Origin of the sequence: Nocardioides sp. NPDC004968, from assembly GCF_040608935.1 — a bacterium.
GTDB lineage: Bacteria > Actinomycetota > Actinomycetes > Propionibacteriales > Nocardioidaceae > Nocardioides.
In genome coordinates this window covers 53,634-72,636 of the sequence record NZ_JBEXJF010000014.1, presented here as the reverse complement: position 1 = coordinate 72,636, position 19,003 = coordinate 53,634, and the positions used below count along the sequence as shown (strand labels likewise).

Annotated in this window: 16 protein-coding genes; 5 read left to right on the top strand and 11 right to left on the bottom strand. The window is 69.7% G+C overall.

Features of this window, described 5'->3' with window-relative positions:
- Positions 1–38: 38 nt before the first annotated feature.
- The 4 genes from ABZU72_RS15445 to ABZU72_RS15430 all read right to left on the bottom strand — a co-directional run bounded on the left by ABZU72_RS15445 (position 39) and on the right by ABZU72_RS15430 (position 3,175).
- Positions 39–1,322, bottom strand: coding sequence for a thymidine phosphorylase (locus ABZU72_RS15445; RefSeq protein ID WP_355019717.1), 1,284 nt, complete (start codon positions 1,320–1,322; stop codon positions 39–41).
- A gap of 138 nt (positions 1,323–1,460) precedes the next feature.
- Positions 1,461–2,078 carry a hypothetical protein gene (locus ABZU72_RS15440; protein WP_355019716.1) on the bottom strand — a complete coding sequence of 206 codons (618 nt, stop codon included), beginning with the start codon at positions 2,076–2,078 and terminating at the stop codon, positions 1,461–1,463.
- Between the two features lie 17 nt (positions 2,079–2,095).
- The gene (locus ABZU72_RS15435; RefSeq protein ID WP_355019715.1) at positions 2,096–2,713 is read right to left on the bottom strand and encodes a hypothetical protein; all 618 of its coding nucleotides are present in this window, start codon (positions 2,711–2,713) and stop codon (positions 2,096–2,098) included.
- A gap of 48 nt (positions 2,714–2,761) precedes the next feature.
- Positions 2,762–3,175 carry a cytidine deaminase gene (locus ABZU72_RS15430; RefSeq protein ID WP_355019714.1) on the bottom strand — a complete coding sequence of 138 codons (414 nt, stop codon included), beginning with the start codon at positions 3,173–3,175 and terminating at the stop codon, positions 2,762–2,764.
- A gap of 179 nt (positions 3,176–3,354) precedes the next feature.
- On the opposite strand from ABZU72_RS15430, the gene ABZU72_RS15425 reads away from it, so the two are divergent.
- From ABZU72_RS15425 to ABZU72_RS15410, 4 genes are all read left to right on the top strand, one after another.
- Positions 3,355–4,443 carry a BMP family ABC transporter substrate-binding protein gene (locus tag ABZU72_RS15425; RefSeq protein ID WP_355019713.1) on the top strand — a complete coding sequence of 363 codons (1,089 nt, stop codon included), beginning with the start codon at positions 3,355–3,357 and terminating at the stop codon, positions 4,441–4,443.
- Between the two features lie 114 nt (positions 4,444–4,557).
- A complete protein-coding gene (locus ABZU72_RS15420) occupies positions 4,558–6,072 on the top strand; it encodes an ABC transporter ATP-binding protein (protein ID WP_355019712.1) in 1,515 nt (504 codons plus the stop codon).
- Positions 6,069–7,349 carry an ABC transporter permease gene (locus tag ABZU72_RS15415; RefSeq protein ID WP_355019711.1) on the top strand — a complete coding sequence of 427 codons (1,281 nt, stop codon included), beginning with the start codon at positions 6,069–6,071 and terminating at the stop codon, positions 7,347–7,349. The genes ABZU72_RS15420 and ABZU72_RS15415 overlap by 4 nt, the downstream gene beginning before the upstream one ends.
- 5 nt (positions 7,350–7,354) lie before the next feature.
- A complete protein-coding gene (locus tag ABZU72_RS15410) occupies positions 7,355–8,638 on the top strand; it encodes an ABC transporter permease (RefSeq protein ID WP_355019710.1) in 1,284 nt (427 codons plus the stop codon).
- A 7-nt stretch (positions 8,639–8,645) separates the two neighbouring features.
- Here ABZU72_RS15410 and ABZU72_RS15405 read toward each other — a convergent pair whose 3' ends face one another.
- From ABZU72_RS15405 to ABZU72_RS15385, 5 genes are all read right to left on the bottom strand, one after another.
- Positions 8,646–9,830 carry an amidohydrolase gene (locus ABZU72_RS15405; protein WP_355019709.1) on the bottom strand — a complete coding sequence of 395 codons (1,185 nt, stop codon included), beginning with the start codon at positions 9,828–9,830 and terminating at the stop codon, positions 8,646–8,648.
- 12 nt (positions 9,831–9,842) lie between these two features.
- On the bottom strand, positions 9,843–10,823 hold the full coding sequence (gene meaB / locus ABZU72_RS15400; protein WP_350666565.1) for a methylmalonyl Co-A mutase-associated GTPase MeaB: 981 nt from the start codon (positions 10,821–10,823) through the stop codon (positions 9,843–9,845).
- Positions 10,824–10,853: 30 nt separating this feature from the next.
- Positions 10,854–12,542 carry a serine/threonine-protein kinase gene (locus tag ABZU72_RS15395; RefSeq protein WP_355019708.1) on the bottom strand — a complete coding sequence of 563 codons (1,689 nt, stop codon included), beginning with the start codon at positions 12,540–12,542 and terminating at the stop codon, positions 10,854–10,856.
- A gap of 69 nt (positions 12,543–12,611) precedes the next feature.
- Positions 12,612–14,789 (bottom strand): methylmalonyl-CoA mutase, encoded by a 2,178-nt coding sequence (gene scpA / locus ABZU72_RS15390; RefSeq protein WP_355019707.1) that lies wholly within the window; start codon positions 14,787–14,789, stop codon positions 12,612–12,614.
- Positions 14,786–16,576 carry a methylmalonyl-CoA mutase family protein gene (locus ABZU72_RS15385; RefSeq protein ID WP_355019706.1) on the bottom strand — a complete coding sequence of 597 codons (1,791 nt, stop codon included), beginning with the start codon at positions 16,574–16,576 and terminating at the stop codon, positions 14,786–14,788. The genes scpA and ABZU72_RS15385 overlap by 4 nt, the downstream gene beginning before the upstream one ends.
- Before the next feature lie 89 nt (positions 16,577–16,665).
- Here ABZU72_RS15385 and ABZU72_RS15380 point away from each other — a divergent pair, with 89 nt between their 5' ends.
- Positions 16,666–17,097, top strand: a complete 432-nt coding sequence (locus ABZU72_RS15380; RefSeq protein ID WP_355019705.1) for a hypothetical protein — start codon at positions 16,666–16,668, stop codon at positions 17,095–17,097.
- Here ABZU72_RS15380 and ABZU72_RS15375 read toward each other — a convergent pair.
- Complete coding sequence (locus ABZU72_RS15375) at positions 17,094–17,432, bottom strand: DUF1707 domain-containing protein (RefSeq protein ID WP_355019704.1); 339 nt, start codon at positions 17,430–17,432, stop codon at positions 17,094–17,096. The two genes, ABZU72_RS15380 and ABZU72_RS15375, sit on opposite strands and share 4 nt — an antisense overlap.
- Positions 17,429–18,973, bottom strand: coding sequence for a sulfatase-like hydrolase/transferase (locus ABZU72_RS15370; protein ID WP_355019703.1), 1,545 nt, complete (start codon positions 18,971–18,973; stop codon positions 17,429–17,431). Before ABZU72_RS15370 ends, ABZU72_RS15375 begins: the two co-directional genes overlap by 4 nt.
- Between the last annotated feature and the right edge of the window lie 30 nt (positions 18,974–19,003).

Below are 19,003 nucleotides of genomic sequence, written 5' to 3'. Positions count from 1 at the left end.
CGGTTATCTCTGTCCCTCGGCTCGAGACCAGCGGTGAATCAGCCGATGCGGTCGAGGATCAGCGGCGTCGGCTCGTACGCAGCCCCGTCCTCGATCTCGTAGCCACCCTCGAGCGCGGCCAGCGCACGGTCGAAGCGCTCAGGGGTGTCGGTGTGAAGGGTGAACAGCGGCGTACCAGCAGCGACGGAGTCGCCCGGGCGAGCGTGCCAGGTGACCCCGGCCCCGGCCTGGACGGCGTCCTCCTTCCGCTCCCGCCCGGCGCCGAGGCGCCAGGCAGCGAGCCCGACGGCCATCGCGTCGAGCCGGGTGAGGACACCGGACGTCGGCGCGGTGACCACGTGGGTCTCGCGGGCGACCGGCAGCGGCGACGACGGATCGCCGCCCTGGGCCGAGATCATCGCCCGCCAGGCGTCCATGGCCTTGCCGGAGGCGAGTACGTCGGCGGGGTCCGGGCCGGACACACCGGCAGCGGCCAGCATCTCCCGGGCCAACGCGACGGTGAGCTCGACGACGTCGGCGGGTCCGCCGCCGGCCAGGACCTCGACGGACTCGGTGACCTCGATCGCGTTGCCGGCGGTCAGGCCGAGCGGGGTGGCCATGTCGGTCACGAGCGCAACCGTGTTGACGCCCGCGTCGGTGCCGAGGTCGACCATCGTGCGCGCCAGCTCCTGCGCGGAGGCGAGCGTCTTCATGAACGCCCCGGCGCCGACCTTGACGTCGAGGACCAGCGCCCCGGTGCCCTCGGCGATCTTCTTCGACATGATCGAGGAGGCGATCAGCGGGATCGACTCGACGGTGCCGGTGACGTCGCGCAGCGCGTACAGCTTGCGATCGGCCGGGGCCAGCCCCTCACCTGCCGCGCAGATCACCGCGCCGACCGACCCGAGCTGAGCCAGCATCTCCTCGTTGGACAGCGACGCGCGCCAGCCGGGGATCGACTCGAGCTTGTCGAGCGTGCCGCCGGTGTGGCCGAGCCCGCGCCCGGACAGCTGCGGCACCGCCACGCCGCACGCGGCGACCAGCGGCGCCAGCGGCAGCGTGATCTTGTCGCCCACGCCTCCGGTGGAGTGCTTGTCCGCGGTCGGCCTGTCCAGGGAGGAGAACGACATCCGCTCGCCCGACGCGATCATCGCCGCCGTCCACCGCGCGATCTCGCGCCGCGACATCCCGTTGAGCAGGATCGCCATGTTGAGTGCCGACATCTGCTCCTCAGCCACGACCCCGGCCGTGTAGGCCGCGATCATCCAGTCGATCTGGGAGTCGCTCAGCTCGCCACCATCGCGCTTGGCGAGGATCACCTCGACCGCATCATGTTCCGCCATGCGGACAGCGTAAGGCGCGACTGCCGCAGGTCCGCTACCGGACGACGCCCCTCACCCACGACCGCCCGGAAAAGTGGTCACTTTGGGCCTCCTCGAGCCGCCGGCAACGGCCCAAAGTGACCACTTCTCCTCGGAGCTTCAGGTCCGTAGCGCCTCGACGACGTCGGCTCCGAGCTCTTCCAGTCCCTCGATCTCGACACCGGACCGGAGGATGGTCACCTGCACGTACGAACTGCCCCCGATGTGCTCCACCCTGTTGTGAACGGTGCCCGCCCCGGCCTCGGCCTCGGCACTGTCGTTCTCACCGGCCCGGACCTCGGTGGCCGCACACCACTTGTCGGGCACCTCGTCGTAGCTTCCCTCCGGGATACCAGGGCCCTGAGGCATCATCGCGAAACCTTTCAGCGCACCGCAGCGAAGCGACACGAAGCGCTCCGGGTCCTCCTCCATCCGCGCGGCGGGTCCGGTCTCGCCGATCGTCGTGAGGCTGACGAGAACCGAGGTGTCCCCTGCGGGGGTGGCGCCTCGGAACGAGCACAGCACGACGCCGTCGACCGAGTCCGTACGTCGTACGTCGCCGACCTGGCTGAGCTCCGGCGGCAGCACGTCAGACACCTTCGAACAGACGTCGGGAGGAGGAGTCCCGGCCTCGCTCTCGTCCGGTCCGAGCAGCGCGACCGCGCCACCGACCACACCAGCGACCACAGCGATGGCGACCGCTGCTCCACCGATCAGCGGAAGCACGACCCGTGACATCGCAGAGCTTCCCGACGTCATGACAGCTCGCTCTCTGCGGCGTCGAGGATCTCGACCAGGCGTACGTCGAGTCGTGGATGCTCACTCCCGTCGGGCCTCACCGTGAGACTGAGCGAGTCCGTGAGCATCCGGCCGGCCCACCCGATCCTGCTCCTGGACGCCGTCACGACGCAGGTGTCATCGTCTTGCTCACCCGGCAGAATCACAACGCCCGCCGCTCGCTGGCCGTCATGACAGTCGCGCACCCAGTCGATGAGGGGATGGAGGTTCCGCAGCTCGATCTCGAAGCTCGCCTCGGGCCTGTGCCCGAACTCCTCCGAGGCGGGGTTCGCTTCCGTGAGGGTGCAGGTGCCGCCGTAGTCCAGACCGAAGGCGTCGCCCGACAGGTCGTCGCCGACGTAGTCCATGCCGAGCTTCTCGGCGATCCGGTAGCAGTAGTTCTCACCGACCAGCGCCTCGATGTTCGGCCGCTCGTCATCGCTACCACCGCTCGCCGCGCGCGCGAGCACGAAGATCCCTGCTCCGATCAGACCGACGACCAGGCCACCGGCGATGCCGACGACGAACCAGACCCACCGTTTCCTTCCGGGCGGCTGCTGCGGAGTCGGTGGATGGGCGGGCGTTGCGTACGTCATGGTGACCTCCGAGAATGTGGCCGTTCAACCTGGCAGCACGCAGTTCGGTTACGCGAGGTTCTCCGGGCCGAAGGCGTCGGGAAGGACCTCGGACATCGGCCTCACGCCCGAGACGGTCATCAGCAGCAGCTCCGGGCCGCCGTTCTCCCAGAGCAGCTGACGGCAGCGGCCGCAGGGCATGATGACCTCGCCGGAGCCGTTGACGCAGACGACGTGGGTGAGGCGGCCACCGCCAGTCATGTGCAGCGAGGAGACGAGCCCGCACTCGGCACACAGCGTCACGCCGTAGGCGGCGTTCTCCACGTTGCAGCCCTTGAGCAGGCGTCCGTCGTCTGCGTATCCGGCCACTCCGACGGGGTAGTTGGAGTAGGGCGCGTACGCATGTTTTGCGGCCTCCACCGCTTGCGCACGCAGGCCTTCCCAGTCAAAGCCCTCTGCGGCGTACGTCTGCTTCTCGGTCATGGTTCGACCTTAAAGCCTGTCCGGCCAACCAAGCACAAGCTACGAGGCTTAGGCTTCGTCGAGATCAAAAGTTGGTAACCGTTCGCGTAATCCCTGGCAATGCTCGGTCTTTGGGGAGAACGTTCGGACATGAATGTCCTTTGCGCCGCGCTTCGCGGAGCAACGACCTGGAGGCACCAGTGAAGAACAACATGAAGAAGGCCGCCGCCGGCGGCTTCGCCGCGGTCCTGACCGCTGCCGCGCTCGCCGCGTGCGGAGAGGCGCCGGCCGAGCGCGCTGGGGAGGGAAACAGCGACTACCTTCCCTGCATCGTCTCCGATGAGGGCGGGTTCGACGACAAGTCGTTCAACCAGCTCAGCTACGAGGGCGTGAAGGAAGCCGCCGACGAGCTCGGCGCGAAGTTCAAGGACGTCGAGTCCAACAGCCCCAACGACTACACCTCCAACCTGGAGGGCCTGGTGGGGCAGAGCTGCGACACCATCGTCACCGTCGGCTTCGCGCTCTCGGCCGCGACGATCGAGTCCGCCAAGGCCAACCCCGAGACCGAGTACGTCCTGATCGACGACGCGGCCGACGCCGACTTCGACGGCAAGACGGACGCGGAGAACATCAAGCCGATCCTCTACGACACCGCCCAGGCCGCGTTCCTGGCCGGCTATGTCGCCGCCGACTACACCAAGACCGGCGTCGTCGGCACCTACGGCGGCCAGCCGTTCCCGACCGTGACGATCTTCATGGACGGGTTCAAGCAGGGCGTCGAGTACTACGCGAAGACCAAGAACAAGGACGTCAAGGTCGTCGGCTACGAGGGCGGCGAGAAGGGCTCCTTCACCGGCGAGTTCGTCGCCAACGAGAAGGCCACCAACACCGCCCGCCAGATCATCGACCAGAACGCCGACGTGATCCTGCCGGTCGGCGGCCCGATCTACCAGGGTGCGCTCACCGCGATCGCCGACTCCGGCAAGGAGGTCGCCCTGATCGGTGTCGACGCCGACTTCTACGAGACCGACCCGAACACCCAGGACGTCGTGCTCACCTCCATCCTGAAGAACATGAAGACCTCCACCACGGATGTCATCCTCGCCGCGGGTGAGGACAAGTTCGACGCGACGCCGTACGTCGGCACGCTCGAGAACGACGGGGTCGGCCTGGCGCCGTTCCACAACTTCGAGTCGAAGGTCTCGGAGACCCTCCCCGACGAGATCGAGGAAGTCACCGCCGGCATCAAGGACGGCTCGATCAAGGTCAACTCCTACCTGGCGGAGTGACCCACCCGGTGGTCCCGCTCGCCGGGACCACCACGACGAGGGGGCCGGATGCACCCGGCCCCCTCGCCACGTACTTCCGGAATTTCTCCACCCCTGCAAGGAATGATCCGTGCCATGAGACTCGCGCTTCGCGACATCACCAAGCGCTTCGGCTCCCTGGTCGCAAACGACCACATCTCCCTGACCGTCGAGCCGGGTGAGATCCACTGCCTGCTCGGTGAGAACGGTGCGGGCAAGTCCACGCTGATGAACGTGCTCTACGGCCTCTACCAGGCCGACGAGGGCGAGATCGTCATCGACGACGAGCCGCAGCGCTTCAAGGGTCCCGGCGACGCGATGGCCGCCGGCATCGGCATGGTGCACCAGCACTTCATGCTCATCCCCGTCTTCACCGTCGCCGAGAACGTCATGCTCGGCCACGAGGCCACCGGGTTCGCCGGCAGCCTCGACCTCGACGCCGCCCGCAAGCGGGTCCGGGAGATCTCCGACCGCTTCGGCTTCCAGGTGAACCCCGACGCACTCGTCGAGGACCTCCCCGTCGGCGTGCAGCAGCGGGTCGAGATCATCAAGGCGCTCTCGCGCGACGCCGAGGTGCTCGTCTTCGACGAGCCGACCGCCGTGCTGACGCCGCAGGAGACGGATGAGCTGATGGCGATCATGCGCCAACTCAAGGAGTCCGGCACGGGCATCGTCTTCATCACCCACAAGCTTCGCGAGGTGCGCGAGGTGGCCGACCGGATCACGGTCATCCGCCGCGGCACCGTCGTCGGCGAGGCCTCCCCGGACGCCTCCAACGCCGAGCTCGCGGCCCTGATGGTCGGACGCCCGGTCGAGCTCAAGGTGCACAAGGACCCGGCGCAGCCGGGCGAGCGCGCACTCGTCGTCTCCGACCTCACGGTGGCCGACGAGACCGGCCACCTCCATGTCGACGGGATCAGCTTCCACATCGACGCGGGCGAGATCCTGGCGGTCGCCGGGGTCCAGGGCAACGGCCAGACCGAGCTCACCGAGGCCATGGTCGGCCTGGCTCCGCACGTCGAGGGCTCGATCAAGCTCGACGGCCGCGAGATCGTGGGCCGCTCGGTGCGCAAGGCACTCGAGGCGGGGATCGGGTTCATCCCCGAGGACCGCCAGGTCGACGGCCTGGTCAGCAACTTCACCATCGCCGAGAACCTCATGCTCAACCGCAGCTATGACGAGCCCTTCGTCTCGCGCGGCTCGCTGAACCTGAAGAAGCTCGACACCTTCGCCAAGGAGAAGCTGGCCGAGTACGACGTACGCGCCCCCGGGGTCTCGACCCTGGCCGGGCAGCTGTCGGGCGGCAACCAGCAGAAGGTCGTCGTCGCCCGCGAACTCTCCCGTGACCTGCGACTTCTCGTTGCGGCACAGCCGACGCGCGGCGTCGATGTCGGGTCGATCGAGTTCATCCACCAGCAGATCGTGGCCGCGCGCGACACCGGTGTCCCGGTGCTCGTGGTCTCCACCGAGCTCGACGAGATCGCCGCCCTCGCCGACCGGATCATGGTCCTCTACCGCGGGCGGGTCGTGGGCATCGTGCCCGCCGACACCTCCCGCGACACCCTCGGCCTGATGATGGCCGGCGAATCTCCTGAAGGGATCGAGTCGTGAGTGAGAAGGGGCCGGAGAACGAGCCGGCCGAGACGACAGAGCCAACCGAGGCAACCGAGGCGACTGAGTCGGCCGAGGCGGTGAAGGCGTCCTCCGACGCCGACCAGGTGCCCGAGGCGAGCCGTTGGCACGTGGCGATGCGCGAGATCACCACGGGCAACGCGCTGGTCGCGGTGCTCTCGGTGGTGCTCGCGATGTTCTTCGGGTCGCTGATGATCCTCTTCACCGACGAGGACGTCCGCTACGGGCTCTCCTACTTCTTCGCCCGCCCCTCCGACACGTTCTTCTACGCGTGGGAGGCCATCTCGGGGGCGTACGTCTCGCTGTGGCGGGGTGCGGTCTACAACGACCTGGGCGGCACGTTCGCCCAGCAGATCAAACCGATCACCGAGACGATGAAGTTCGCCGCGCCGCTGACGCTGGCCGGGCTCGGCATCGGCCTGACCTTCCGCGCCGGGCTCTTCAACATCGGTGGTCGCGGTCAGATGCTGCTCGGTGGCGCCGCGGCTGCCTTCGTGGCGGTCAGGCTCGACCTGCCGATGATCGTGCACCTGCCGCTGGCGATCCTCGTCGGAGCGCTGGCCGCCGCCCTGTGGGGCGGGATCGCCGGCCTCCTCAAGGCACTCACCGGTGCCCACGAGGTGATCGTGACGATCATGCTCAACTACATCGGCTACTACCTCGTCTTCTACGCCCTGACCCGCAAGTCGCTGCTCCAGGCGCCGGGGTCGGGCAACCCGAAGTCCTCGCCGATGCCGGAGTCGGCGATCCTGCCGGACCTGCTCGGGCAGCAGTTCAACCTGCATGCCGGTTTCCTGCTCGCCGTGCTGGCGACGTTCCTGGTCTGGTGGATCCTCAACCGATCCTCGCTCGGCTACCGGTTCCGCGCGGTCGGCGAGAACCCCGCCGCCGCGAGGGCTTCCGGCATCAACGTCGGGGTCGCCTACCTGAGCGCTTTCCTGATCTCCGGCGCCCTGGTCGGCCTGGCCGGTGTCAACCAGGTGCTCGGCTCGGTGACCGACGGCGCGACCAGCGGTCTCGACGCCGGGATCGGCTTCGACGCGATCACCGTCGCTCTGCTCGGACGGTCCCGTCCGTTCGGCATCCTGGCCGCCGGGATCCTGTTCGGCGCGTTCAAGTCCGGCGGCTTCTTCATGCAGGCCTCCGAAGGCATCCCGGTCGACATCGTGCTGGTCATCCAGTCCCTGATCGTGCTGTTCCTCGCCGCGCCACCTCTGGTGAAGGCGATCTTCCGACTCCCCACGAAGGAGGCCTGAGCACCGTGTCCAGTGTCGATCTTCCGGTCAACTCCGACGCACCAGTCGTCGCCGAGCGCATCCCGGGCCTGTGGAAGACACCCATCGTCATGGCTGTGTTCACCGTGCTGGTGGCGTTGCTGGTCATCCTGGCTCCTCGCACCGGCGACTCCACCTTCAGGTGGAGTCGCGACGGTGACTGGTTCGCCATCCCCGACATCACGCTGCCCGCCAACGGCATCGTGTGGACGGCCGTGGTGCTGTGCCTGCTGTGCACGGCGTACGCCGCCTGGAACGCTCGCGCCGGCCGCAAGACTCCCCTGGTGCTGGTCGCGGCGTTCGCCGTGATCGCGGTGTCCGGGTTCCTGGCCTGGGCGGTCGCGGGCAAGACGCTTCCCGTGGTCGGCCTGCTCGCCGGCTCGCTGGCGCTGGCGGTGCCGCTCGTGTTCGGTGCGCTCGGCGGCGTGGTCGGTGAGCGGTCGGGCGTCGTCAACATCGCCATCGACGGCCAGCTGCTCTTCGGCGCCTTCGGCGCGGCGATCGTCGCCTCCCTCACCGGCAGCCCGTGGGCGGGCCTGGTGGCCGCGATGGTCGCGGGGATGCTGGTCGCACTGCTCCTGGGGCTGTTCGCGATCACCTACTGGGTCGAGCAGGTCATCGTCGGCGTCGTCCTCAACGTGCTCGTGATCGGCTTCACCAGCTTCATGTTCTCCCAGGTCCTCTCGGAGAACGCCGCGGCGCTGAACAACCCGCCCCACTTCCCGCGCTTGGAGATCCCGCTACTGTCCGGCATCCCGGTGGTCGGCCCGATCTTCTTCCGCCAGACGGTGCTGGTCTACATCATGTACGTCGCCGTCTTCCTCGTCGCCTGGGCCCTCTACCGCTCCAAGTGGGGCCTGCGCGTGCGCGCGGTCGGCGAGCACCCGAAGGCGGCCGACACCGTCGGCATCAACGTGATCGCCACCCGCTACCGCACCGTGCTGCTGGCCGGCGCGATCGCGGGCATCGGCGGGGCGACGTACACGCTCGTCTCGGTGCCGTCCTTCGGCCGTGAGATGACCGGCGGCGCGGGCTACATCGCGCTCGCTGCGGTGATCTTCGGCAAGTGGGATCCGATCAAGGCGACCCTGGCGGCGCTGCTCTTCGGTTTCGCCTCCAACGTCGAGTCCGTGCTCTCGGTGATCGGCTCTCCGGTGCCGTCGCAGTTCATGCTGATGCTGCCGTACGTGGTGACGATCTTCGCCGTCGCCGGTCTCGTCGGGCACTCGCGCGCACCCGCCGCCGACGGCATCCCGTACCGAAAGGGCTAGCCCCGAGTCAGACCAGCGCGCGGTGGGCGGCGGCGGCCAGAACCTTGGCCCCGACGCCCACCGCGCGTTCGTCGATGCGCAGGTCGCCCTGGTGGAGGTCATAGGTGGGTCCGCCGGGGGTGCGTACGCCGAGCCGGAACATCGAGCCGGCGACCTGCTCCTGGTACCAGCCGAAGTCCTCGCCGCCGAGACTCTGCGCGGAGACGACAGCACCCCGCTCCCCCAGGACCTCGCGGACGCTCTCGACGAGGATCTGGTGAGACTCCTCGTCGTTGCTCACCGGCGGGACACCGCGGGTGTAGTCGACGGCGGCCGTGACGCCGTAGGGCGCGATGATCTCGGCGACGACCTCGCGTACGACGTGCTCGACCTCGCTCCAGGCGTCGCTGTCGAGGATCCGCACGGTGCCTCCGACGGAGCCGTGGGCGGGGATCACGTTGTGGATCTGGCCGGCGGTGACCTTGCCCCAGACCACGCTCACGCCGGCCCGGGGGTCCATCCGCCGGCTCAGGATCACCGGTAGCTCGGTGGTCACCTTGGCCAGCGCGAAGACCAGGTCGCCGGTCAGGTGCGGGCGCGAGGTGTGACCGCCGGTGCCACTGAGGTGTACGTCGATCAGGTCGGCCGCGCTGGTCAGCGCGCCGGAGCGGATCCCGACCCGGCCGACGTCGACGGTCGGGTCGCAGTGCAGCGCGAAGATCCGCTCCACGTCGTCGAGCGCGCCCAGGCTCATCAGGTGCAGCGCTCCGCCCGGCATGACCTCCTCCGCGGGCTGGAACAGCAGGCGTACGCCACCGGGCAGCGGTGACTCGCGATGCAGGTCGGCCAGCGCGAGGCCGGCACCGAGCAGGGCCGTGGTGTGAACGTCGTGGCCGCAGGCGTGCGCGACCCCGGGAACGGTGCTCGTCCAGATGTCGGTGGTGACGTCATCGACCGGCAGCGCGTCCAGGTCGCCGCGCAGCGCGACGACCCTCGACCCCTTCCCGTCCCCGCCCAGATCGGCGATCAGACCGGTCGCGGACGGCCGGTCGACCTGCCAGCCCGCCTTCTCCAGTCGCTCGGCGATCAGCTCGGTGGTGCGATGCTCCTGCCAGGAGAGCTCAGGATGCGCGTGGATGTCCCGGCGCAGGTCGGTCAGCTCGGCGTCGTAGGTATCGACTCGCTCGGCGAGGAAGGCAGCAGGCTCCAGCATGGTCCCGTCAGACTAATCCTTGTCGTAGGCCGCGAGGATCCTGTCCGCGGCGACGGTCGCCGGAAGCTCCCCGGAGAGCACCTCGGCACGCACCTCGTCGCGGATCGCCTTGACGCCCGCGGAGTGCTTGAGCCGCTGGTCGAGCTCGTCGCGGACGAGGGCCCAGGTGAAGTCGAGCTGCTGCTCGGCGCGCTTGGTGCGCAGCCCGTCCTTGCCGAGATGGGTGCGGTGCGCCATCACCTGTTCCCAGACGGAGTCGACCCCGTCGTCGTGGAGCGCCGATGCGGTGACCACCGGCGGCGCCCACTCCTCGCGGGAGCGCACCAGCCGGAGCGCGCCGGCGAGCTCGCGCGCGGCCGCGCGCGCCTCCTGGGCACGGTGAGGATCGTTGGGGTCGGCCTTGTTGACCGCAATCACGTCGGAGATCTCCAGGATGCCCTTCTTGATCCCCTGCAGCTGGTCACCGGTGCGCGCGATGGTGAGGAACAGGAACGTGTCCACCATCCCCGCCACGGTCACCTCGGACTGCCCGACGCCGACCGTCTCGACCAGCACCACGTCGTAGCCGGCCGCCTCCAGCACCGCCATCGCCTGCACGGTCGCCCGGGCGACGCCGCCGAGCGTCCCTGCCGATGGGGAGGGCCGGATGAAGGCGTTGGGGTCGACCGAGAGCCGCTGCATGCGTGTCTTGTCGCCCAGCACGGAGCCGCCGGTGCGTACCGACGACGGGTCGACGGCCAGCACCCCCACCTTGAGGCCGTTGGCAGTCAGCCGGCTGCCGAGCGCCTCGATGAAGGTCGACTTGCCGACCCCCGGCACCCCGGAGATCCCGACCCGCACGGTGTCGCCCGCCGGGAGCTTGGTGAGCAGCTCGCGGGCGATGTCGCGGTGCTGGGGCTTGGTCGACTCCACCAAGGTGATCGCTCGTGACACCGCCGCCCGCTTGCCGTCGCTGATGCCGTCGAGAAGGTCTTGTACGTCGGGCCCTGGCATGGCCAGCACCTTAGCCAATCGCGAACCGGGTCAGCGAGCGCGCCGCAGGACGTCGCTCACGACGCGGGGCAGCTGACCCGAACGTACGTCGTCCAGCGGCACCCACGAGACACCCATCTGCGCCGCGTACCAGCCGACGGCGGCGGCGATGATCGCCAGGCCGACGGCGGCGACGACCCAGCGCTGTGACGGCGAGGAGGCGGCCCGGGCGACCGGTCCGACCGTGTCACGGACCCGTTGCGAGGCGAGCCAGGCCGCGGACATGAAGACCATCGCGGCGACGTAGAGCACCACGGTCAGCGGCAGCTCGAGCGCCAGGCAGCCGACCGCGACAGCGGCCGCGATGACCCCCGTCAGCGCGGTCAGCGCCGCCGTGCCGGGGATGGCGCGCACCAGGTCCCACGGCGAGCGGACGAGCGCCCACAGGCCGTCGTACCATTTCCGTCCGCGCGCCTCGCGACGCTTCGACAGATGGTCGGCGGCCAGCGAGACCGCCCGCAGCAGCCAGACGCCGAGACCGAGCAGGGTGGCGCCGAGGAACGGGTACGCAGCCACCACCCCGGCGAGGATCGCGGCGAGCGCGACCAGGATCAGGAAGTGCATCGGCCCCGGCCAGCGCTTGAGGTTGGCGTGCTTGCTGGGTGGGCTCCAGCCGGGCTCGGGCGACGGAGCCGGTGGCGGTGCCTGCGGGTCGAACCGGCGCACCACCACGGGCTCGGCCGGCGCGTCGGCGACGGTCACCGCTGTCGGCGGCACCTCCTCCACCTCCGTCACGGCATCGCCGGCGGCGTCCGGATCCACCAGCGTCGGCTTGAGCTCGGCGTCCGCCGGCGCGGCGGCCAGCGGCATCGTCACAGGCAGCACCTTGGTGACCGTCGAATCGGCCCTGGACCACGGCACCTCGGGCTCCATCAGCCACTCCCTCAGCTCCTCGAGACCCGGCCGATCCTCGGGATCCGTCGCCAGGGCCGCCGTCAGGACCTCCCGCATCGACCCCTCGATGCCGTCGAGATCGTGCTGGCCGCGGCGTACCCGGTCCAGGACGGCCATCGACGGACCGGTCCCGAACGGAGGTCGGCCCAGCAGCGCAAAGGCCGTGGTGGCCGCCCAGGAGTGCACGTCGCTGGCCGGCGAGGAGGGCGTCCCCTCCAGGATCTCCGGCGCCAGGTAGCCCGGCGTGCCGACCAGCCATCCGGTGAGGGTGATCTTGGGGTCGTCGGCGACCCGGGCGAGCCCGAAGTCGATGAGCACCGGCGTACGTCCCTCCATCACCACGTTGGAAGGCTTCACGTCGCGGTGCAGCACGCCAGCGTCGTGGCAGGCGGCGACACCGCCGGCCAGGCAGCGCGCCAGCCAGAACCGGTCCTCGCCGACGACGGGTCCGTCGTCCTTGATCCGGTCGTGCAGCGTCGGCCCCGGCACGTAGCGGGTCGCGACGAAGGGAAGGTCCGCGTAGGGGTCGGCGTCGACGATCTCGGCGATCCACGGGCTGCGCACCTGCCGCAGCGACCGCACCTCGCGCTCCAGGCGGGCGCGGGTCTCCTCGTCCCCCACGACATGGGTACGCAGCACCTTCAGCGCCACCCGCTCGCCGGTCTCCTCGTGGCGAGCCAGGTGGACCACGCCCATGCCGCCCTCACCGAGCTTGCTGAGGATCTCGTAGGCGCCGACCCTCATCAGCTCGTCCCCGGATGCCCGCCCGGGGCGTAGGTCCGTCACAGCTCTGAGGCTAGACGAGCCCGACGCCCCCGGCGAGGACATACTCGGGACTACCGCTGGGCGAGGCGGTCAGTGATCGAGCTGCTCCCGCAGACGACCGAGCAGGTCGATGGCGGAGTCGGCGATGACGGTGCCGGGCAGGAAGACCGCGGCGGCGCCCATCTGCTCGAGCGTGGCCACGTCGTCGGGCGGGATGACCCCGCCGATGACGATCATGATGTCCGGGCGCCCCTGCTCCTCCAGCGCCGCCTTCAGTGCGGGGAGCAGCGTGAGGTGACCGGCAGCCAGCGACGAGACCCCGACGATGTGTACGTCGGCGTCGACCGCCTGCTGCGCAACCTCCTCGGGCGTGGAGAACAACGGGCCTACGTCGACGTCGAAGCCGAGGTCGGCGAAGGCCGAGACCACGACCTTCTGGCCACGGTCGTGGCCGTCCTGGCCCATCTTCGCCACCAGGATCCGCGGGCGACGGCCCTCGGCCTCCTCGAACTCCTTGGTCGCCTTCAGCACCTCGGTGACCTTCGAGTCACCCGACGTCGTCGCCTCGTCCCGATACACACCGGAGATGGTACGGATGACGGCCTGGTGGCGTCCCCAGGCCTTCTCCATCGCGTCGGAGATCTCCCCGACGGTCGCCTTCGCACGGGCCGCGTCGACGGCCAGCTTGAGCAGGTTGCCGTCCAGGTTGCCGGTGCCGCTGGGCTCGCTCGTCGAACCGGCCGCGTTGGTGATGGCCTCGAGGGCCCGGCGTACGTCCTCGTCGTCGCGCTCCGCACGCAGCCGCTCGAGCTTGGCGAGCTGCTGCTTGTAGACCTGGTCGTTGTCGACCTTGAGCACGTCGAGCGGGTCCTCGGAGGGGAGCCGGAAGGTGTTGACGCCGATCAGCTTCTGGGCACCGGAGTCGAGGCGCGCCTGGGTGCGGGCGGCCGCCTCCTCGATGCGCATCTTCGGGATGCCCTGCTCGATCGCCTTGGCCATCCCACCGGCCGCCTCGGCCTCCTGAATGTGTGCCCAGGCGCGCTCGGCGAGATCGTGCGTCAAACGCTCGACGTAGTAGGAGCCGCCCCACGGGTCGATGATCTCGGTGGTGCCGGACTCCTGCTGCAGCAGCAGCTGGGTGTTGCGGGCGATGCGGGCCGAAAAGTCGGTCGGCAGCGCGATCGCCTCGTCCAGCGCGTTCGTGTGCAGCGACTGGGTGTGACCCTGGGTCGCGGCCATCGCCTCGATCGCGGTGCGGCCGACGTTGTTGAAGACGTCCTGGGCGGTCAGCGACCAGCCGGAGGTCTGCGAGTGGGTCCGCAGGGACAGCGACTTCGGGTTGGACGGGTCGAACTGCGAGACCAGACGCGACCACAGCGCGCGGGCCGCGCGCATCTTGGCGACCTCCATGAAGAAGTTCATCCCGATCGCCCAGAAGAAGCTGAGCCGTGGCGCGAACGCGTCGACGTCGAGGCCCGCGGCCAGACCGGTGCGCAGGTATTCGACGCCGTCGGCCAGCGTGTAGGCGAGCTCGAGATCGGCCGTCGCCCCGGCCTCCTGCATGTGGTAGCCGGAGATCGAGATCGAGTTGAACCGGGGCATCTTCGCGGCGGTGTAGGAGAAGATGTCGCCGATGATCCGCATCGACGCCGCCGGCGGGTAGATGTAGGTGTTGCGGACCATGAACTCCTTGAGGATGTCGTTCTGGATGGTCCCGGCCAGCTTCTCCGGAGGCACCCCCTGCTCCTCGGCCGCGACGATGTAGAGCGCCAGCACCGGCAGCACCGCACCGTTCATGGTCATCGAGACCGACATCTGGTCCAGCGGGATGCCGTCGAACAGCGTCCTGGTGTCGTAGATGGAGTCGATCGCGACGCCCGCCATGCCGACATCGCCGCGCACGCGCGGGTGGTCGGAGTCGTAGCCACGGTGGGTGGCCAGGTCGAAGGCGACCGAGAGGCCCTTCTGACCGGCCGCCAGGTTGCGGCGGTAGAACGCGTTGGACTCCTCCGCGGTCGAGAACCCGGCGTACTGCCGGATCGTCCACGGCTGGGTCGTGTACATCGTCGGGTAGGGCCCGCGCAGGAACGGGCTCAGACCGGGGAAGGTGTCGAGCGCGTCGAGACCCTCGAGATCCGCAGGCCCGTACGCCGGCTGGATCTCGATGCCCTCAGGGCTCAGCCAGCCCTCACCCGAGGGAGCGTCGGCGGAGTACGGCGGGGTATCGCTATTCAGCGGGATCCCTTTGAAGGAGCCGGGAATCGTCATGAGAGCTTCTCCCTCGTAGCGGTCAGGAAGGCGAGCGCGTCGACACCCATCGAGGCGGCGTCGTCCACCTCGGCGTCGACGGCGTCGGGCTTCCCGGCGATGATCACGTGCGTGGCGCCTGCCTCGCGGAGGGCCGCGATCGCGGCCGCGCCCCACTCGGCGTACGTCTTGTCCGAACCGGCCAGGCAGACGACCGCCGGTGAACCTGCCGCACGGTACTTCCCGGCGAGGTCCTCGGCGTCGGCGGTCGCGCCAGCGACCTCGACGCCGATGCCACCGGCGGCGAGGAGGTTGGTCGCGAACGTCGCCCGGGCGGTGTGCTGGGCGACCGTGCCGATGGTGGCGAGGAAGACCTTGGTGGTGGCGGGAGTGTCACGCAGGGCCTCGAAGGAGGCGCCGTAGCGCACCACCCGCTCGTTCAGCGGGTCGACCGGCCGCTCGGGGAGCGTCTCGGCGAGGTTGGGGAACTCGGTGAGCCCGGTGATCGGGCGCTTGCGCCGTGCGATCGCCTTCTCCCGCTCGGCCGAGACCGCGGCGATCCGGTCGCGGAAGGGCGAGAAGTCGTGGCCTCCGACGGCGTTCGCCCCGGTCCACTCCTCCTCGAGCTGGATGAACGCCTCCCAGCCGGCGGCGGCCATGTCGGCGGTCAGCTGCTCGACGGCGAAGGAGCCACCGGCGGGGTCGGCGACGGCCGCGACGTGGGACTCGTCGATCAGCAGGTGGGACACGTTGCGGGCGATCCGTCGCCCGAACCCATCCGGTACGCCGTTGGCGGAGTCGAAGGGCAGCACGGTCACCGCGTCCGCTCCGCCGACACCGGCGGCGAAGGCGGCGACGGTGCCGCGCAGCATGTTCACGTAGGGGTCGTACTTCGACAGCATCGGCCGCGAGCTCACCGCGTGGATGCGCATCTCCACGCCCTCGGCCCCGGAGAGCTCGAGGACTCGTGTCCACAACTGACGAGCGGCCCGCAGCTTGGCGATCGTCGGGAACTGCTCGTCGGTGGCCGCGAACCGGAACTCGATGAGGTTCGCCGCGACGGCGGGTGAGAAGCCAGCCTCGGTCAGGGCGCGCAGGTAGGCGACGCCGACCGCGACCGACCAGCCGAGCTCCTGCACGTCGGACGCGCCCAGATCATGCGCAGCCGTGGCATCGACAACGATCGCCCGGACCCCGATCCCCTGCGCCAGACGAGCGAGGTCGACCAGCTCGGCGAACGCCTCGTCGGGCGCCAGCGGCAGGTCGCGCAGCAGCGCGCCCATCGGGTCGGCACCCAGGTTGGTCGCGGCGTGCAGCCCGGCACCGCGCTCGGCGATCAGCGCGAGCAGGTTCTGGGCGACCTTGACCGCACCGAGCGGCGCGTCGAGCACGATCGGCGCCAGGTCGAGGAGCACCTTGTCGAGGAGCACAGCGAGGTCGGTGGTCTCGTCGGCGGCCACCCACAGCGAGGACACCCCGCCGTCCAGGTCGACCAGGGCAGCCTCGTTGGCCGCCTTGGCGTCCACCCCGGAGAGACCGGAGACGAGCGAGCGGATGTCCCACGCGCCGGCGCGCGTGGGACGCGCCGCGTCGGCGAAGGACGTGTCCGGCAGGCCGAGCGGGGCGATCCGGAGTCCGTCGAGGGAGGTGCGCGTCAGCTTGTCCCAGACGAGCGAGTCGGCGTCGTCAGCGGTCAGCCGACCGCTCTTGCGGAGGACGGCAGCGGTCGCCGCCTCCCACTCTGCCTGGGAATGGGCATCCGCCGGCTGGGCAAGGCGCAACGAGTCGTCGCGAGCGGCGTCGTTCATGGGTCGAACCTTAGGCCGATGAAGTGGCGGTGACCACAAAGTGTGAGGTTTACAACCGCTAACTGAGACGCGCCGCTAGGTTGACCGCCGTGAAGGTACGCACTCCAGGCGGACAGGTCTATCGGATCACCCGACGATGGGTCCCGTGGCAGCGGAAGTCGCGCCGTCTGAGTCTCGACGGACTAGAGGTCCCTCTCGGCGCGCCTTCCGGCGACGATCCGATCAGCGCGATCCTCATGGTGCTCTGGCTCATCATCGCGCTGCCGATCCTCGTCGTAGTCGTCGCGGTCATGCTGCTCACCGGCATCGAGCTCCTCCTCCTGCTCGCGATCCTCCCCTTCGCCGTCGGCGCCCGGGTCGTCTTCGGCCGTCACTGGACCGTCGAGGTCCGCCGCAGCTTCCACCCCATCTACGAGGAGCGCGCGGGCGATTGGCGAGCCAGTGGCGTACGCATCACCGAGCTGGCGCGGGAGATCGAGGCGGGCAACGTCCCCGCCGACACCCCCGCCAAGCAGTCCTAGTCCCGCCACAGACGCAGCAGCGGCAGGCCGGTGTAGACCAGCACCCACACGGGCCAGAAGAACCCCCTCCCGGTGAGGTGCCAGACCAGGACGGCGATCGCGCCGCAGATCAGGAACACCAGAAGATCGCGTACGAGACGGTGGCCCGCCGCACCAGGCGGAGCCGGATCCTCGCCGAGGTCGTCGACCACCGCGGCGAGGTCGGCGGACCGCGTGGCACCCCACACCGCCTCGGCTCGCGACTCCAGCTCGGGCGCGTCGATCCTCCCCGCGGCGTACGCCTCGACGAGCCGCGCCCGCGCGGCCTCGCGCTCCAGGTCACCGACCCTCGTCACAGCGCCTCCAGATCGAGCGCCCGGCCAGAGGCGTACAGGTCCTTCGGGCAGGTCGAGGCGGCGCAGCCCTGGTAGCGGTCGGCGAGCCTCGCGAGCGCCTTGACGGTCTCCGCGACCGACGGGTCGGCGGCGAGGTTGTGCTGCTCATAGGGGTCCGAGGAGCGGTCGTAGACCTCGACCTGGCCGGTGTGCAGGCGGGCGTAGGTCCAGGACCCGACCCGGACGCCGGACCACAGCTGCCTGCTCCCGTCGGTCACCCGCCAGCCGCTGATCGGGATGGCGCGGACCTGCTCGGGCGCGCTCAGCCACGGCATGATGTCGATCCCGTCCGGCACTCGAGGTGGCCGAGCCCCCGCCGCCGCCAGCAGGGTGGCGGCGAGATCCGGGTTGGTGACCGGGGTCCGCATCGTGCGGCCACGCGGCACCCCGGGACCGCTCATCAGCACCGGGATCCGCAGCGACTCGTCGTAGTGCCACAGCTTGCCGTTGAGGTTGTGGTAGCCGTTCGAGAAGCCGTTGTCGGAGGTGAACACGACCAGCGTCCGCTTCAGCTCACCGCTGCGCTTGAGCGAGCCGATCAGCGAGGCGATGTTGCGATCCAGGCTGCGGATGGCCTCGAGGCGGCGCTGGTAGGCGATCCGGAGAGCGTCCTTCTTCCGCGGGTTGAACTTCCCGCGCCCGGGCGAGCCCTTCGCGTAGCCGGAAGTGTCCTCGGGAAAGAGGTTGGGCCGCGCCGGGATCTGCGCATTGTCGTAGAACCCGCGGTCCTGGGTGTCGGGCACGGTGACCGACAGGGCGGCGTCGGTGCCCCGGTAGATCTTCTTCGGATCGTCCGGCCCGGACGGCCCGCCGTGGTGCGGCGCCACATAGTTGACCCAGGCGAACCAGGGCTTCCCGCTGGCGCGTTCGGCCGCGATCCCGGCCTTCGCCTGCTCGGTGATGACGGTCGAGGAGTAGCCCTTGGACTTGATGATCTCGCCGTTGACGCTGAACTTCGGCGACCGGAAGTTGTAGGTCGACGGGTCGACGGTCGCGCGCCACTGATCCCACCCGGGCGGCACGTCGCCGCGGGTCGCGCCCTCGCCGTAGCCGTTGAGGTACTTCCCCGCCAGGATCGTCGAGTAGCCCGCATCCTGCAGCGAGGTGGCGACCGTCGCGGAGTCATCGAAGGCCTGATACCCGCCGTACGGCCCCTCGATCGTGCGCGCACCGTGGTTGTGGGCGTACTGCCCGGTCAGCAGCGAGGCCCGCGCCGGCACGCAGATCGGCGTCGGCGCAATCCCCTCGGAGAAGGAGACCCCGGTCCGCTCGACCAGCTTCCGCACCCGCGGCAGGTAGTCCATGTCGAGGGAGGAGAGGTCGTCGACCGTGACCATCAGCAGGTTCGGCCTCTCCGCGGGCCGCTCCAGGGCAGGCGTACGCGTCGGGCCCGCGGCCACGGCGGCCGGCTCGTGCACCAGGCCGGTCACCGCGAGGGCGCTCATCGCCACCGTCGCCACAGCAGCGCGCTTGCGACGCGTGAACAGGTTGCCGACCGGCATGACCAAACACTCCCAAAGTAATAAGAGTTA

Coding starts and splice junctions, on each gene's coding strand:
- ABZU72_RS15440 (WP_355019716.1), bottom strand. CDS start 2,078: ATGTCACGGGTCGTGCTTCCGCTGATCGGTGGAGCAGCGGTCGCCATC.
- ABZU72_RS15370 (WP_355019703.1), bottom strand. CDS start 18,973: ATGCCGGTCGGCAACCTGTTCACGCGTCGCAAGCGCGCTGCTGTGGCG.
- ABZU72_RS15405 (WP_355019709.1), bottom strand. CDS start 9,830: ATGCTGGAGCCTGCTGCCTTCCTCGCCGAGCGAGTCGATACCTACGAC.
- ABZU72_RS15435 (WP_355019715.1), bottom strand. CDS start 2,713: ATGACGTACGCAACGCCCGCCCATCCACCGACTCCGCAGCAGCCGCCC.
- ABZU72_RS15385 (WP_355019706.1), bottom strand. CDS start 16,576: ATGAACGACGCCGCTCGCGACGACTCGTTGCGCCTTGCCCAGCCGGCG.
- ABZU72_RS15430 (WP_355019714.1), bottom strand. CDS start 3,175: ATGACCGAGAAGCAGACGTACGCCGCAGAGGGCTTTGACTGGGAAGGC.
- scpA (WP_355019707.1), bottom strand. CDS start 14,789: ATGACGATTCCCGGCTCCTTCAAAGGGATCCCGCTGAATAGCGATACC.
- meaB (WP_350666565.1), bottom strand. CDS start 10,823: ATGCCAGGGCCCGACGTACAAGACCTTCTCGACGGCATCAGCGACGGC.
- ABZU72_RS15445 (WP_355019717.1), bottom strand. CDS start 1,322: ATGGCGGAACATGATGCGGTCGAGGTGATCCTCGCCAAGCGCGATGGT.
- ABZU72_RS15420 (WP_355019712.1), top strand. CDS start 4,558: ATGAGACTCGCGCTTCGCGACATCACCAAGCGCTTCGGCTCCCTGGTC.